Below are 15,892 nucleotides of genomic sequence, written 5' to 3' on the forward strand. Positions count from 1 at the left end.
TCACATTTCCACATTTTCACATCTCCACATTAATTCCACGCCTTCCGTAAAAACCTTAGCCAGTTTTTATGAAATATATTGTCAATGTCTTCAGTTTTGTACCCACGGGCAGAAAGAATGGCTTCATACTTTTGAAGATCAGCAATGGAATTCATATCCCAGGGCGACTGCTCTGTTCCGAAATTTCCATCCAAATCGGTTCCAAAAGCCACATGCTCACTATTGCCTGCTATCTGGCAAATATGATCCCAGTGATCCACTAAGTTTTCAAGACGGATGTTCAGTTGCCAGGGGTCGGATACCGTATCAATAAAACGGCTGTCCATCGCCCAGCAATCCAGCATGCCTCCAATTACCGCATCTCTTTCTATTAAACGTTTTATCTGTTCATCACTCAACTGCCGCTGGGTTGGCGCTATCGCTCTTACGTTGTGATGACTTGACCACACCGGTCCCTGGTACATTTCCATTACCTGGTCAAAACCTTCATCTGTCAAATGTGTTACATCGAGGATGAGGTTCAGCCTGCTCATTTCTTTTAAAAGCTCAACGCCTGAATTGGTTAGCGGGCCGGCCATTTTTGTTCCCGGCGCATATCTTCCCGGGCCAAAATGTGATACGCCAACGGCTCTCAATCCATAAGCGTAAGCTTTATGCAGGTAAGTGATGTCTACCAGTGAATCTGCTCCTTCGAGGCTGAGTATATAACCAATGGGCTTTTTATCGTCTGCCACAGCTTCATTATTCCACAACTCAATGTGTGCATCTAACTGTTGCAGGTTGATGATCTGTACCATTTCACCCAAAGCTTCCATCTCCCTGTACCAGGCAAGCTGCGCCTGCGTCATAGCCCATGCCTGCTGTGGCGAATGCCAGCTTGAGCCCGGCAATGAGCTTCCAAAAGCCGTTACACGCGATAACTGGGTGGCTACTACTAATCCAATGTTTCCCTTTCTCAATTCCGGCAGGCATACCGTGCCTCGTCCCCTGTCATTTTTATCTTTCAAATTCATCTCTCTCAGCCTTATCTCTTCCAATGGACGCGTGAGATCACGGTTCCATTCCATCGCGTTCATTGCAAGATCAAGATGCGCATCAATAATAAATCGCTTATTCATACATCAAACTGATAAGTATACATATCATATCGCCTTTTATTCAAAGGAATGCTCCTTCAAATATTTAAAAGGATATTTATCAATGATCGTTTTTATCCGGTAGCTGAATTCCCGGAATGTTTCTTCCCATTTTTCCATATCGCCTTCCTGGTATTCATACAGCCCTTTACTGTTCTCAGCAGATCCATCGGATTGCTGTGCAGCGTTTATAAAAAACGCAGGGATTTTAGCTGATTTAGACAGTTCAGGGTTCAGGTCTTTCATCACCCGTCCATAAGCGCCGGCGCCCCCCATCAGATCAATATACCTGAAGTTTCCGGCAAAGGGCAAATAATAGCCGGGGTCATTTCTGCACGCCCTGTCTATATCTTCCACGGAAGCATAACCGTTCTCTACCAGGTAAAATGCTTCCCTTGTCATGGCAGCCATCATTTTAGCGCGAATACCAAGCTCGTCCGAAATAATGTAAGGGTCTTTACCCCAGTATGTTTTTGCTTCATGGGCCAATTGTTTAACCAGCAGTCTGTCATTTTTTGCATTGGCAATGATCTCCATAAAATAAGTGGTATGTGCCGGTTCTGCCCAGTTAACGCCTATAATGCGTTCCGGATGCCCGGCGCCTTCCTGTAAAACACCCAGCGGAATACTTTCCGTATTAACAGCAATAACCGAACCTGGAGATAGCTTTTTTTCCAGTTCCCGTATCAGTGATTTTTTGCTGAGTACATCTTCACCCGTAACAATAACAGCCAGTTGATACGATAATCCGCTATACAGCTCATCCGTAATTTCCAATCGTTTTTTACCGGGTGTTTGCGCGGTATACCGGATTAAAGCGGCAAAGTGCCTGGCGATATTTTCTTCAGCATCATACTTGTTCTCCGTATATAATGTTACGGGAAACCCTGATTGTAACAAACAAACCGCAATACTACAAGACAGTTTTCCATTTCCTGCGATCAGCAAAGGTTCCTTCTTAACGCCATTTAGTGCCATGCTTTTTTATTTGAACATAAGTAATGTAACCCATTCCGGTTATATGCCGCTTAACACTTCTGCCGCGGTATTAACAGCATGGTCTATATCTTCAGCAGTATGTGCTGCGCTGATATACCATAAGCCTCTTCCAATAATTCTTATACCCCTGTCGTGCATGCCCGCAATGAATTTCCCCAGCTTATCACGATCTAAGTCCAGTGTATCCCGGTAATCTTTTATTTCAGTTTTGTTTGTAAAAGCGATATGAAACATAGGGCCGGGTCCCTGAATAACCAGGCTATGACCATACCGGGCAGCCGCTTCATGTAAGCCTTTCATTAATTTTTTCCCGTATTGGAACATGCGGGGATAAGGGTTTTCCTTCTCCAGCACTTCAATGGTAGCAAGCGCCGCGGCAATCGTAGGATTACCCGCATTCATCGTTCCCGCATGAATTACTTTTGCTTCTTCAATCAAACGCATCCATGCTTTCTTTCCCGCTACCACGCTTATCGGGTATCCGCTGCCGATAGCTTTGGCAAAGATGGAAAGGTCGGGACTGATATTAAAATATTGCTGTGCGCCGCCAAGCCCTAACCGGAAGCCCGTAATCACTTCATCAAAAATTAATGCCATATTGTACTGATCACATAAATCGCGAAGACCCGGTAAAAAGCCTTCGGCAGGCATGATGCAGCCGTTATTGCACATCACCGGTTCCGTAATGATGGCGGCTATTTCGTGATGGTGCGCCACTATAATTTTCTTCAGCGTATCCAGGTCATTCCATGGCGCTATAATAAATTCGTCTCTCACCCGTTCCGGCAAACCTTCTGTCCAGGGAAATACTTCCGGCTGTTCCCTGCTGCCCAAAGCGGCTGCAGAAGGCGCTGAGATACCCCAGCACATATTGTCGAGCCAGCCATGATAATGCCCTTCGAAACGTAAAAATTTTTTTCTGCCTGTTTTAGCACGCGCCACTCTTAACGCGGTTTGAACAGCTTCCGATCCATCTAAGCAAAACCGCATGAGCTCCGCTGAAGGAATTAAACGGTTGATGGTTTCGGCCAGCTCTATTTCTTTGATATGCTGTCCTGCAAACAATTGCCCCTGTTGCGAATATTCATTTACAGATCTCAGCACATGCGGATGGGAATGTCCCAGGATCAGCGGTCCCTGGCTCAGCGTAAAATCGAGGTAGGCATTGCCGTCAACATCATATACCCGGCTTCCTTCGCCATGCGTATAAAAGATGGCGTGGGGATGATTGTATTTCCTGAATTCAGAAGAAACGCCACCGGCCATTACTTTCTTTGCTCTTTCCAGCAGGCTGGCAGATTGTGTGTATTTATTTTTTTCCATTCGCTTTAATCTCCGGGAGTTTTAACGTGCGGTCCTACCATCCTTCCATCGGGTACCGACCGCATTACCGCTTTAAATATAAGCACTACTTCAATACAGAACTAATCGCTTCAGCCGGGTATAAGGCTGCCAGCCGGTATATATCCTGGTTAAAAGCCTCAAAAGCCTTATCCCAGCTCCTGCACGCTTCTTCTGTGTAGCTGTAAAAGCCTATGCCATTCTGCGTACCCCTTGCATCCTTGTCCATCAGTTTCTGCACAACAGCAGGCACTTCACCGGTATTGCTCAAACCGGGAAATAAGGCATTGAATATTACGGGAAAATCCTGCAGGCCTATAAAATCCATGCGCCTGAAAATGCCCATGAGCGTTATCCAGGAACCCATATCATACCTGAATGCCTTGTCGGCATCTTCAATCGTTGCATGCCCGTGCTCTACCAGCGTTAAAGCCTCCCTGTATACCGAATACATCAGGCGGTTGGTAATAAATCCCCTGATGTCCTTCCTGAGCAATGTGGGTTCTTTTCCCCAATGATGCGCCAGCTCAAATACCCAATTGGCTGTTTGGTCGGATGTTTTGTCGCCACAAATGATTTCAAGAAACCTGGTGGCGAAAGCGGGCTCCGCCCAGTGAATACCAATGAACCGTTCAGGATTGGGAATAAATGTTTGCAGCATAGTGATCGGTATGGCAGAGGTGTTGCTCGCTAAAACAGCATCCTTACTAACCGAGGCAATAATTTTTTTGAAAACCGCTTCTTTAATCTCCATGTCTTCAATGATGCATTCCACCACTAAGCTGCAATCATGTAACACATTATAATCTTCCGAAATCGTTAAGGAAGATAAATAGAAGTCTACCGGTGCTGTTAAGAACGCTCCTTTTTCACAAAGCAGGAGCTGCTCTTTAATGCGCACAGCTGCCAGATCCAGCTCACCTGCAAGCGGAGCGATGGCCTTAACCGTATGCCCGGCCACCAGAAGAGAAGCCACAATGCTGCTGCCCATTAAACCTACGCCTACAATACCTATATTGGTGTCTTTAATACGCGTCATTCATTTAAGCTTGGGTGGATAATCGGGCAATACAATCAATTTCCACTTTTATGCCTTCAGCCAAAACAGACTGCACAGTGGTTCTGGCCGGCTTAATGCCCGGAAAATAAGTAGCATATACTTTGTTATAGCGATCAAATTCGCCGATATCGCTTAAGTGTACGGTACATTTCACTATATCTTCCATCGTAGCGCCGGCAGCTTCAACAATAGCTTTGATATTATCAAGGGTACGCCGCGTTTCCTCTTCAATCGTTCCTAATATGAACTTTGAAGTTTTGAAATCAACCGATGCCTGCCCGCTAACAAATAAAAAGCCGCCTGCTAACACGGCATCCGAATAAGCGCCGGTAACAAAAGAACTATCCCTGTCGGGATGATGAACGCCTGTCTTTCCCATACATTAATTTTAAAATTTTACATGCAGATTCCCATAGCATGCCAAAATTAGCAGTCCGTTTTTTTAGGAGATGTTACTTTTGTCCGGATTTGTAGTATTATTTTTCAGAAAACAGCCGCATTACAGAAAAGAAGAAGCTACAGGAACCAAATGACAGGAAGTGAATAAATCTCAAATGCTAAATTCGAAGCCGGATCCCGCACGTGCGGGACGAAATTCGAAAAGAAAACCCAAATAAATACGGATGGTTCGTGCCTCACCATGACAGGCAAAATGCAAATCCGAAGCAGAAAGTTCGAAATCCGAAGCGAAATGCAACCATAAACTATAAACTACAAACTAAAAACAGAAGTGAAAGCAGGAGTATTCATTCTGTCATTGGTAGCTTGTAAGTAGTAAGTTAATGTCCGCTGTAATTTGTCCGCTGTAATTGCCAGGTGCACCGCAGCAGTTTAAGATCAGCATCGCCTGTGCTGATCTCATTAATGAACGGATGCGTGCCTGCAAATCAACAAAATGAAACGCCCGTGTTGGTTAACCGGATGAAATAGCTTATATTCAACTATGCTGCCCCGGCTCACCATCACCTTACTTTTTATGTCTTTCATTAACGGGTATGCGCAATCCCGTTTGAATGAAAAGAATGACTCGTTGCTGTTCGCACAGGCAGACTCAGCGTTTGCCTTATCTTCCCGCTACTCCGATTCCGCTTTTTCTCTCGCCCGTGCGCTGCTGTCAAAATCAACAGCTTCCACCAGCATGCGTTCTGTAGCTAATATTCACAATGCCCTGGGGTGGATATACCTGCACAAAGGCTTCCTGGATTCTTCCGTTAACAGCCTGCACACCGCCTGGTTGTTATTTGGTAAAGCCCGCGATACGGCAGGCGTGATCAGAACCTGCATCAATATTTCAGAAGTATATACCAGGCAGAGCAAAATTGCCTATGCCATCCAATATTTAACCCAGGCCGATTCGCTTTGTATAGCCACTAACAATACCATTTTTCATACCAATGTGCAACGTCAGCTGGGTGTGGTATACCGGGAAGCGAAGGATTATAAGCGTGCCGCTGTATACCTTAACCGCGCACTTGCAGATTTCCTGCACATAGAAGACTATTTCCGCTACATCAGCACAGGCATCAGCTTGAGTATCCTGTACAGGAACCTGCAGCTACCCGACAGCAGCCTGTTCATTTTAAACCAATGCAATGCCATCTTATCGCGCCAGCCGGAATCGCTTTATCAGTCGGCTATGGTACAGGAACACCTGGCAGAAACTTATTATCAAACCAACACATACGGGAAAGCACTGGAACATTACACTAATGCTTATTTCATGTTCAAAAAGCTGAATAACAAGGCGGATATCGCTTACGAAGGTATGAACATAGGGAAAGTTTTATGGAAGCTGCAACGGCTCACAGAGGCAGAACAATATCTGCGCGAGGCATATCAACTCAGCGATACATTAAAAATGTTAAACTACCAATACGATGTTGCCAAAATACTTTCGGAGATGTATGGTGAAAGCAACAGCTGGCAAAAAGCATATCAATGGCTGCACAGCGCAGCGGTATTAAAAGACTCCATTGATCTTTCTGACCAGATAAAGCGTACCAATGAACTGAAGGAAAAGTTTGAACTGGAGAAAAAGGAAAGTGAGATTACGCTGCTGAAAACGCAAAACCAGTTAGCTGAGGCCGGCAACAGGAAAAACAGGTTGTTACAATACCTCTTTGGGCTGCTCTTTGTTACTTCAGTGGCAATTGGCTGGTTGTTGCTTAACCGTGTGCGTATTAAAAGAAAGCTGAACGAGCAATTGCTCCGTAACCAGATAGCAGGCGATCTGCACGATGATGTAGGATCGGCTCTCTCGGTGATAGACATCAGCAGCCGTATAGCGCTTGCTAAAAAAGAAGAACCGGCTGTTGTTTCCGAACAGTTGGAAAAGATCAGGCAATACGCCAGCAGCACAATGGAAAGCATGAGTGACATTGTATGGTCGGTAAACCCGGGCAACGACAATCTTGAAAGTGTAATGATACGTGTACATGAATTTGCAGCAGAAGTGTGCGAACCATTGCATATACAAATGGAAATAGGTATGGCAAAAGGGTTAGAGCGGGTATCACTCGATGCCAATAAACGCAAACATGTTTTGCTGGTGTGTAAAGAAGCCATCAACAATGCGGTAAAATACAGTGGCTGCACTTTGCTGCAGGTAAAGAGCGAAGTAGTTAATAGCATGGTGCAAATTACCATTGCTGATAATGGTTCGGGCTTTAACCCTGCATCGGTAAAAAAAGGTAATGGCTTAACCAATATGAAAACACGGGCAACAGCCCTGGAAGGTAATCTCATATTAAACCCGTTCGCAGGAAAAGGCACTGCTGTTTATTTTACCTTTCCCGCAGGCTAAATGTTTTGCTATCCCCCGTATGGGGGAGGCATTGCCAGGCTTTAGATATTAACTTTGCTATTTGTATGCCAATCACAATCCATATTTATGATGACAATGCGGCGCTCAGGCAAAGCCTTGAGCAGTTACTTGATCTTTCGGGAGAGTTTGTAGTAACCGGCAGTTTTGATCAGTTTGTGTATCCTGCTCCGGCAGATATGCCGGATATTATTTTGATGGATATTGATATGCCTGGCGTATCCGGCATAGAAGCTGTAAAGAAAATAAGATCTTTTAACAGGAAAGTTCCTATCATTATGCTTACGGTATTTGATGATAATACGCACATACTGGAAGCCATATGCGCAGGCGCGTCCGGATACCTGCTGAAAAAAAGCATTTCAGAAAAACTTGCCCCTTCCATTAAGGAAATGATGGCCGATGGGGCTACCCTGAGCCCTTCTGTTGCCAAAATGGTTATTCAGGCTATGCAGAAAACCGCTGTGAAAGAACAATATCATTTCAGCAGCCGCGAAAAAGAAATACTCGAATGGCTTTGCAAGGGCAACAGCTATAAAATGATCGCTGCGGGGCTTAATATTTCGTTTGAAACGGTACGCACGCATATTAAACACATTTACGAAAAGCTGCAGGTACGCTCAGCTACGGAAGCCGTTAGTAAAGCCATCAACGAAAAGCTTATATGAGAAGGGCAAAATATCTTTATCTATTGTTCGGTGGATAAGAAATGGTGAATTGCGCATTTTATTCACCATTCACTACTCACTATTCACTACTCACCATTGACTATTCACCATTCACAACTGCATATTACATTTAACCTGCACGGGTACATTATCACCCTTTTTGGGGTTGCATCATTTTAAATTTTGTTTAAATTTTGTTGAACAAATCATATATCATGCAACAAAATTTACGTTGTGGGATTTTTATCTTTTTTTCCCTTGCACATGCCTTCACTGCTTTACCGCAGGTTACGGCCACAGTCGTAAAAGACATTCGTCCCGGCGGTGTGGGAAGCGAACCCAAATTCCTTACCTTATACAACAATGCAATCTATTTCAGCGCTGTTGACGGTGTGCATGGCAGGGAATTATGGAAATCCGACGGAACCGAGGCCGGAACGGTGATGGTAAAAGATATTAGGCCGGGAAGCACAGGGTCGGACCCGGAATGGCTGGCTGTGAGCAATGGTGTTCTGTATTTTTCAGCGAATGATGGAGTGAATGGTGGCGAACTATGGCGCAGCGACGGAACGGAGGCGGGAACGGTGATGGTGACTGATCTTACACCCAACAACAATACTTATCCGTTTCAATTAACAGATGTAGACGGGGTACTTTTTTTTGCAATTTCAAATAGCAATCCCGTTGTAGCCAATCGCGGACTATGGAAAAGCGATGGCACTGCCGCCGGTACGGTAAAAGTGGCAGGCACTTACAACAATACTGTTGGTTCAGGCTTTATTACGCCTACAGACCTTGTGAATGTAAATGGTACCTTATTTTTTATTGGCCAATGGCCGAGTCTTCCTTCCAGTACTACCTTATGGAAAAGTGATGGAACCGAAGCGGGAACAGTTATGGTGTCAACCAATACAACAAGATTTATGTATGGTATTCAGCCGGCCTATCTTGCTGCATTGAACAACGAAGTATATTTTGCTGCCGATATTGATACAGAAGACGGTGGAGCTTTGTGGAAAAGCGATGGCACGGAAGCCGGAACCCTGGTGGTAAGGGATATGGATATCAACAGTACCGATGGAGGTGTGCAGCATCTCACAAATATCAACAATACACTATATTTTTCAGGCTTTCCGGGGGCTTCTGCCAATACGGAACTTTGGAAAAGCGATGGCACTTCTGCCGGTACAGTGTTTGTAAAAGATATCAATCCCGGATCATCGGGGTCGAATTCTTCAAATTTTACAGATCACGCCGGCAGGGTTTATTTTGTTGCCAACACCGCTGACTATGGATATGAAATCTGGGCAACAGATGGAACAGAAACAGGTACTGTATTGGTTGCAGACCTGTATCCCGAAGCCGGAAGTACCTTTCCGAATGTTTCCATAGGCGGCAGGGTGCTTATTGCACTAAATGGCAACCTGTATTTTCGGGGCTTCCTTGACAATGGGCTTGGAGAGGAGTTGTATAAGTTAAACGAAACGATCCTGCCCGTGCGGTGGGAAGAACTGGGCAGCGATTGCGTGGCAGGTTCACCGCGTCTTAACTGGAAGACAGCCATAGAAATAAATACCAAAGATTTTATTGTTCAGGCAAGCTCCGATGCTGTGAACTGGGTAAACAGGGATACCGTTGCCGCAGCAGGAAACAGCCATGCATCCGTTACATACCAGTATACTGAAAATAATGCCCGAAGCAACTACCGCTATTACAGGGTAATGCAAAGAGACATAGACGGTAAATCAACCTATTCAAAAGTATTAAACATAAGCTGCGGAAGCGCTGCAACGCGTTTGAGCGTATTTCCCAATCCTGCTAATAATATCATCACTTTAACCGGTATAGAGAGCAGGTACATAAGGCGGATTGAAATAGTTGATATGGCCGGGAGAAGCGTAATGACCTCAGCCAATAAGCAGGCTACTGTTGATATAAGTGCGCTGAGTAAAGGATTGTATATTTTAAGATTAGTAAAAAAAGATGCAGGTATAGTAAGCCAAAAATTTATAAAGCAGTAACAGCAGCTTCAACTTCAGTTTGTTTAAAAAATTAAATCAAATGAGCCACATTATAAAAACTTTCAGCCATGATGCTTACGGTTACCGCATTTACCCTGGTATTACTGTAGTGCAGCAAAGACAATGCGCCCGAAGACCCTGATGATGATCCGGGAGAAACAGGTAAGGTTACAGATATAGACGGTAATGTATACAAAACAGTGAAGAGCGGAAAGCTGGCTCCCCAGGGCTGACATATACCACCAAAGCAGGCTCATTTTTGTATTCCTATATTTTATCGCTCAACTCCGCCATATTTAACCCTTTTAATACTACATCCGAAAAAGAAGGGCTTTCTGTACGTTGTATAAAGGACTGAAGCCGGAAATATTATATTCGCGCCCCCCTTTCGTACCGGCACAGGTTTGGCAGCGTTGCTTTGTGCGGGCCAGTGCTGCGGCATTTTTATTTAATATTTCTTAAACAGGTAGTGCAACCGGAAGCCTAAAAGCCCACCGTTGCCAAATACTAAATAAATAGGTGATTTTACAAAATAATCTTGCTTTAAACAGAGTTACTTTATAACTTGTAGATCAGTTTTTCAACCCTTCTCACCCTGAACGCTGTGGCTGAGAAAGCGTATGCATTAATAGCAGGTTATGGAAAACATCAGGCTAACATCACTTACGCACCGGGGCAAAGCATGTATTGCACTGCATTTTACGTTCAACATTACCATTAATGCCATTTTAAAAGCATTGCCCTGCGCTGCATGGAGCAGAACCCATAAATGCTGGTATATTCCTTTGCAGGAAGCGGATTATAAAGCGTTTCAACAATCGGTAAGCGGCAAAGCCACCGTAGATACTAATGCCATACGGAAGTATATAGAGGAAAGCAAGAAGGAGCCCTTTCCGGCGAAGGCAAAGCCAACGGTGAACAGTGCCCCGCCTCATTCGGCGGTTTGGAGGCTGAGTGAAGAAAACCTGGAAGCATTAAATAATTTTGTGCAACTTTTAAAACTAAAGGCTTACAGTGCATCTACCATTCGCACTTATCGTAATGAATTTGTGCAGCTATTGTATTTACTGAAAGATAAGCCTGTAAGTGAATTAACACCTGATGACCTGAAAAGATATATGGTTTACGCTATGGAAAAGCAGGGCATTAGTGAAAACACGGCCCATAGCAGGCTAAATGCCTTAAAGTTTTACTTTGAACAAGTATTAAGCAAAGACAAGTTTTTTTGGGAGGTACCACGGCCGAAGAAACCGTTATTGCTTCCCAGGTTATTGAATGAAACGGAGTTAACGAGATTGTTCAATGCCTTATCCAACAAAAAGCATAAAGCCATGTTGTTTACGGCATACAGCTCCGGGTTAAGGGTAAGCGAAATCGTAAACCTTAAAATTTCGGATATTGACAGCGGCCGGATGCAAATTTTAGTACGGAGCGCCAAGGGAAAAAAAGACCGGTATGTAAATTTAAGTCCCCTGCTTTTAGATATTTTAAGACAATACATTAAGGAATACAAGCCCCGTCCAAGGGTATACCTGTTTGAGTCGGAACAAACCTTAGAGGCTTATCCAACCCGAACGGTACAGCAGATATTTTCTAATGCCAAGCACAATGCGGGTATAAGAAAAGAGGTAGGGATACACAGTTTGCGGCACAGTTTTGCCACACACCTGTTAGACAAAGGAACCGATATCAGGTACATTAAAGATTTATTGGGTCATTTTAATATAAGAACTACTGAGCGCTATTTACATGTAAGCAAAAAGCAATTAGTAAATATTATTAGTCCGTTTGATGATTTATGGAAGAAAAACGAGGTAGAATGGTAAAACGGATTGTACTAATAACAATACAGCATGTATAACGTTAAAGAATTCATTTACAACACCATTTTTTTTAGGGCAATAGCGTCTTATAGCATAAATTTACGCGTTGGCGGTAATTTTTCAGCATTCTACTTAAATGAAACATAAATAAAAATGAGAGCACCCGAACTTTCGACAACTCCAGAGAAAATTGACAAGATAATCAATAGAATAAATTCAGGAGACATACGAATTCCTGCATTTCAAAGAGCCTATGTTTGGAAGCAAAATCAAATCCTCGAACTACTTGATAGCGTTGTGAGAAATTACCCAATTGGCAGCGTTTTACTTTGGAGCACATCAGACAAACTTAAACATACTAGAAATATAGCTGGGTATAAGATTCCTGACAATGCAGATGAGTATCCTGTCAATTATGTTTTAGATGGGCAACAAAGGATTTCGTCAATATATGCCACATTTAGTGACAAGACTGAACAAGATGTGGAGTCCGCCGACTACAATCCAAATTTGAATCTGTTTGAAATTTATTACAATTTCTCCACTAAAACATTTGAACAAAAAAATGATGTTGATATTGCAGCTAACGATGTAATTTATTTGCGAAATTTCTTGAACGGAGCAAAGCTTATTGAGTCGCTTAAAACCTTAGACCCAAAATTTCATAATGATGCGCAAGAGCTTTACTCTCGCTTTATCAATTATGAACTGCCAGTTGTTACTATAAAGAATAGAGAAAAATCCGATGTTGGAAATATCTTCGAAAGAATCAATAATACCGGCACTAAATTATCCACTCTAGACCTGATGACAGCTTGGACTTGGACAGATGACTTCCATTTATTGGAATCTATAAATGAACTCCAAGTTGAACTTGACGAAAAGAACTTTGGTGACCTAACTCAAAACATTTTACTTCAAGCAATTTCTGGTTACATACAAAGTAATACCACAACAAAATCGATAACAGAACTAACAGGAGTACAGGTTAGAGACAACTGGGAAGGATTTTGCGAAGCACTTCGCAAGGCAATTGATTATATAGGTTCAGACCTAAACTGTTCCCATTTAGATTTTCTTCCTTGGCAACAACAAATCGTTGGACTTGTTAAGTTTTTTGGTATTGGCGGTATGCCAACTGCTAATCAGCTAAAAGAACTGAGAAAATGGTTTTGGAAAACATCGTTTTCAAATAGATACTCAACAGGTCAAACAACTGAAAAAATGAATGCTGATATAGAAAGGATTTCAGAAATAAGAAAAGATGATTTAGTCGAGGTGAATAAATTTCGTTATAGTGTCACTAAAAGCGAGTTAATTGAAACCAAGTTTTCAAAAGCAAATCCATTGACAAGAGCACTATTATTATTAATGGCTCAAAAGGGCCCTCTTGATTTAGTAAAAAACACAAAAATTGACATTGCCCAATCGTTATCTAAATACAACCGAAAGCAGTATCATCATATTTTTCCAAATGCATTCTTAAAAAAGCAAGGATTTCCGCCAAATAAAATATTTAGTCTTACTAATTTTTGTTTTTTACCAGCAGACAGTAATAAGAAGATTTCAAAGAAAAGCCCTTCAGACTATTTTTTCTCAATAATACCTCAAGACAGCTTTAACGACATACTAAATTCAAATCTTATTCCTTTGACTAAAGAATTGTATGAAAAGGATAACTATAATGATTTTCTGGCAAAGAGGGCCGAATTGATAATCAATGAGGTGGATGCAGCTACAAATTAAAACTACCGCCAACAGTGCATTGGCAATATGGCGGCGCGACGAATATATTCTCAACTTTTTGTTCGCTAATCAGCATTGGTTTCGGCAGACGAACAACGCCAAGCAACAGAATAAACAATGAGCTTTTGTGTCTTTAATCAACAGAAGCGCCGGGCAGAAGAAACACAGAATACCGCCACATCGCCAATGCTTTAACGTTGTGCGTCATTTTAATGCGAGAGTGCAAACCACATTAGACCAAAACTTCTGTTTTTCATGACAAATGAAAATTTAGACTTTGATTTCGAACTTGACCTGATATTTTCTGGGCAGAAAAATCCAGTTGAAGCATTTGGACAAATCGGCAAAATGTATGAAAAGCTGCTGTCGATAGACCAGCAAATCCTTTATAACATTTTACCCAGCGCAAAACTTGAGTACGAATTAATTGATGTTGAGTATTCGTCTATAAAGTCAAAGGTTAATCAGATATTGAAGTCAATCCCTGATGACGTACTAAAAGACATCTTAAATCCGGGCAAACTTTTTGGACACCTATTAGTTTACATAAAACGGCGACTAATTAAAGCGACCGAAACTAATGAAGTGCAATCGGTAGACAGTTTGCAGAAGGTCACATCAGACATTAATCAAGAAATAAAAAAACTGCCCGCAGACAACATTTTTGTCCTAGAGATTAATAATTATTTCGTGTTGAATGCTATCAACGAGTTGGGTATAGAAGGACGTAAGCTAAAGAAAGACGAATATTTTGAGTACAAGTCAAAAGCCGGAAATGCACGTATCGGTAGGAATAGTTCGGTCAATATGGCTAAACTACTTTATGAACTCGGCGGACAAACAGTGGAGCAGCAGAGAATTGAAACATTGAAGGTTAAGTCATTGGATTTACTTTCGGACAAAGCAAGTTGGAAGCTAATAAGACAAGGCAAGCAAATAGAAGTGAAAATATTGCACAAAGAGTGGCTTGACGATTACCATAGTCGAAGGATTATTATACAACCAAATGATTATTTAAAGGTTGATTTGAAAATCACTTATACCACAAATTCAAACACTTTGAAGCCAGTCATTACTTATGAAGCCCTAAAAGTTTTTGAAGTTATACCGCCAGATATTATTGAAGGAACTAATCAAAGCAACTTATTCGAAGAATGAAACTAACTGCTGCATTTGTCCTTTTCTTTATCACTTTCATGTGTTTCATGACAGACCTTGTGGGCATGCACGGACATCTAATGTTCCGACCGCACATGACCGAAGATTGGATTATTTGGGGAACGGCAGTTGCCTCATTTATTGGCGGACTTCTTTTGCTAATAAGCGGTATTAAAAATTTCGCAAAGGCAAAACGTGCAGGGTGACGAAAAACGAACGCACAACAGGGGGCTTTGTGCAAGTGCGGCACGACGTTGTTACTTCAGCTGTGTGCAAGTATCAGCAGTAGTTCCAGCGTGACGACCAACGCCAAGCAACAGAATAAACAATGAACTTTAATTTATAAATTGAGCAGCGGTTACGGGCAGACGGAATGCTACTTCCCCACCTGCACAAAGCCCTGTTCGTTACAGGCTACCAATGACCGACAGTCTAAATTCGTAAATGATTTATAAACCTGTTGCGGTGCGACAAACCTGACGCTCCCGGAGCGAGCGTTTTGCAGGAGACAATGCTTCTATTAGGCGACAGTGCATGCACGGCCACCCCAGACAGAATATCCCTGATTGAGCATGGAGGTCGTTACCGGAGCGAACGTTTTGCAGAGGACAATGCTACTATTAAGCGACAATGCATGCACGGCCACCCCAGACAGGATATCCCTGATTGAGCATGGAGAACGTTACCGAAGCGAACGTTTGCAGGAGACAATGCTTCTATTAGGCGACAGTGCATGCACGGCCGCCCCCGGCAGGCGATCCCTGATCGGGCACGGAGAACGCTATCGGAGCGAACGTTTGCAGGAGACAATACTTCTATTAAGCGACGGTGCATGCACGGCCACCCCCGACAGATGATCCTTGATCGGACATGGAGAAGGCAGCCTGTAACAAGCGGTTTTGCGCAAGCGTGGCTGGACGGAAGCCTGCCAGGCTGATTGCAGATCCGGGCATCAGTTATCGGCTGACGATGTTCAAACAGAAATTATCTGAATACAATATTTTTTACTTTAAATTGGCAGTACGGTATTTCGGCAGAGGGATTTCAAATTCCACACCTGCGCAAAGCCGCTATCGTTAGCTGTCACCCTTGTTAGACACTGCAATCAGACAAAGAATT

At 42.9% G+C, this 15,892-nt stretch carries 11 protein-coding genes; 6 read left to right on the forward strand and 5 right to left on the reverse strand.

Annotated features, from left to right (window positions below; translation table 11 throughout):
- Positions 1-29: 29 nt before the first annotated feature.
- The 5 genes from PLE34_RS11770 to PLE34_RS11790 all read right to left on the reverse strand — a co-directional run bounded on the left by PLE34_RS11770 (position 30) and on the right by PLE34_RS11790 (position 4,915).
- Entirely contained in the window at positions 30-1,118 is a 1,089-nt protein-coding gene (locus tag PLE34_RS11770; protein WP_324557136.1) for a dipeptidase, read from the reverse strand.
- A gap of 36 nt (positions 1,119-1,154) precedes the next feature.
- Positions 1,155-2,114, reverse strand: coding sequence for a 3-hydroxyacyl-CoA dehydrogenase NAD-binding domain-containing protein (locus PLE34_RS11775; RefSeq protein WP_324557139.1), 960 nt, complete (start codon positions 2,112-2,114; stop codon positions 1,155-1,157).
- A gap of 39 nt (positions 2,115-2,153) precedes the next feature.
- Positions 2,154-3,458: an aspartate aminotransferase family protein gene (locus PLE34_RS11780; protein ID WP_324557142.1), complete on the reverse strand. Its 1,305-nt coding sequence runs from the start codon at positions 3,456-3,458 to the stop codon at positions 2,154-2,156.
- An 85-nt stretch (positions 3,459-3,543) separates the two neighbouring features.
- Positions 3,544-4,515, reverse strand: a complete 972-nt coding sequence (locus tag PLE34_RS11785) for a 3-hydroxyacyl-CoA dehydrogenase family protein (protein ID WP_324557145.1) — start codon at positions 4,513-4,515, stop codon at positions 3,544-3,546.
- Positions 4,516-4,519: 4 nt separating this feature from the next.
- Complete coding sequence (locus PLE34_RS11790) at positions 4,520-4,915, reverse strand: RidA family protein (protein ID WP_324557147.1); 396 nt, start codon at positions 4,913-4,915, stop codon at positions 4,520-4,522.
- A 564-nt stretch (positions 4,916-5,479) separates the two neighbouring features.
- Between PLE34_RS11790 and PLE34_RS11795 the strand changes: the two genes are divergently transcribed.
- From PLE34_RS11795 to PLE34_RS11820, 6 genes are all read left to right on the forward strand, one after another.
- Entirely contained in the window at positions 5,480-7,339 is a 1,860-nt protein-coding gene (locus PLE34_RS11795) for an ATP-binding protein (RefSeq protein ID WP_324557150.1), read from the forward strand.
- 65 nt (positions 7,340-7,404) lie between these two features.
- A complete protein-coding gene (locus PLE34_RS11800; RefSeq protein ID WP_324557152.1) occupies positions 7,405-8,025 on the forward strand; it encodes a response regulator in 621 nt (206 codons plus the stop codon).
- 215 nt (positions 8,026-8,240) lie between these two features.
- Positions 8,241-10,046 carry an ELWxxDGT repeat protein gene (locus PLE34_RS11805; protein ID WP_324557154.1) on the forward strand — a complete coding sequence of 602 codons (1,806 nt, stop codon included), beginning with the start codon at positions 8,241-8,243 and terminating at the stop codon, positions 10,044-10,046.
- A 638-nt stretch (positions 10,047-10,684) separates the two neighbouring features.
- Positions 10,685-11,872: a tyrosine-type recombinase/integrase gene (locus PLE34_RS11810; RefSeq protein WP_324557156.1), complete on the forward strand. Its 1,188-nt coding sequence runs from the start codon at positions 10,685-10,687 to the stop codon at positions 11,870-11,872.
- Positions 11,873-12,022: 150 nt separating this feature from the next.
- The gene (locus PLE34_RS11815; RefSeq protein WP_324557157.1) at positions 12,023-13,615 is read left to right on the forward strand and encodes a GmrSD restriction endonuclease domain-containing protein; all 1,593 of its coding nucleotides are present in this window, start codon (positions 12,023-12,025) and stop codon (positions 13,613-13,615) included.
- Positions 13,616-13,870: 255 nt separating this feature from the next.
- Positions 13,871-14,773, forward strand: a complete 903-nt coding sequence (locus PLE34_RS11820) for a hypothetical protein (protein ID WP_324557159.1) — start codon at positions 13,871-13,873, stop codon at positions 14,771-14,773.
- The last annotated feature ends 1,119 nt before the right edge of the window (positions 14,774-15,892 follow it).

It is taken from the genome of Agriterribacter sp., from assembly GCF_035445465.1.
Classification (GTDB): Bacteria; Bacteroidota; Bacteroidia; order Chitinophagales; family Chitinophagaceae; genus Agriterribacter.

What these genes read in the sequence shown, in the direction of transcription:
- PLE34_RS11790 (WP_324557147.1), bottom strand. Translation starts at nt 4,915, where the DNA reads ATGGGAAAGACAGGCGTTCATCATCCCGACAGGGATAGTTCTTTTGTT.
- PLE34_RS11800 (WP_324557152.1), top strand. Translation starts at nt 7,405, where the DNA reads ATGCCAATCACAATCCATATTTATGATGACAATGCGGCGCTCAGGCAA.
- PLE34_RS11775 (WP_324557139.1), bottom strand. Translation starts at nt 2,114, where the DNA reads ATGGCACTAAATGGCGTTAAGAAGGAACCTTTGCTGATCGCAGGAAAT.
- PLE34_RS11820 (WP_324557159.1), top strand. Translation starts at nt 13,871, where the DNA reads ATGACAAATGAAAATTTAGACTTTGATTTCGAACTTGACCTGATATTT.
- PLE34_RS11810 (WP_324557156.1), top strand. Translation starts at nt 10,685, where the DNA reads ATGGAAAACATCAGGCTAACATCACTTACGCACCGGGGCAAAGCATGT.
- PLE34_RS11815 (WP_324557157.1), top strand. Translation starts at nt 12,023, where the DNA reads ATGAGAGCACCCGAACTTTCGACAACTCCAGAGAAAATTGACAAGATA.
- PLE34_RS11795 (WP_324557150.1), top strand. Translation starts at nt 5,480, where the DNA reads ATGCTGCCCCGGCTCACCATCACCTTACTTTTTATGTCTTTCATTAAC.
- PLE34_RS11785 (WP_324557145.1), bottom strand. Translation starts at nt 4,515, where the DNA reads ATGACGCGTATTAAAGACACCAATATAGGTATTGTAGGCGTAGGTTTA.
- PLE34_RS11780 (WP_324557142.1), bottom strand. Translation starts at nt 3,458, where the DNA reads ATGGAAAAAAATAAATACACACAATCTGCCAGCCTGCTGGAAAGAGCA.
- PLE34_RS11805 (WP_324557154.1), top strand. Translation starts at nt 8,241, where the DNA reads ATGCAACAAAATTTACGTTGTGGGATTTTTATCTTTTTTTCCCTTGCA.
- PLE34_RS11770 (WP_324557136.1), bottom strand. Translation starts at nt 1,118, where the DNA reads ATGAATAAGCGATTTATTATTGATGCGCATCTTGATCTTGCAATGAAC.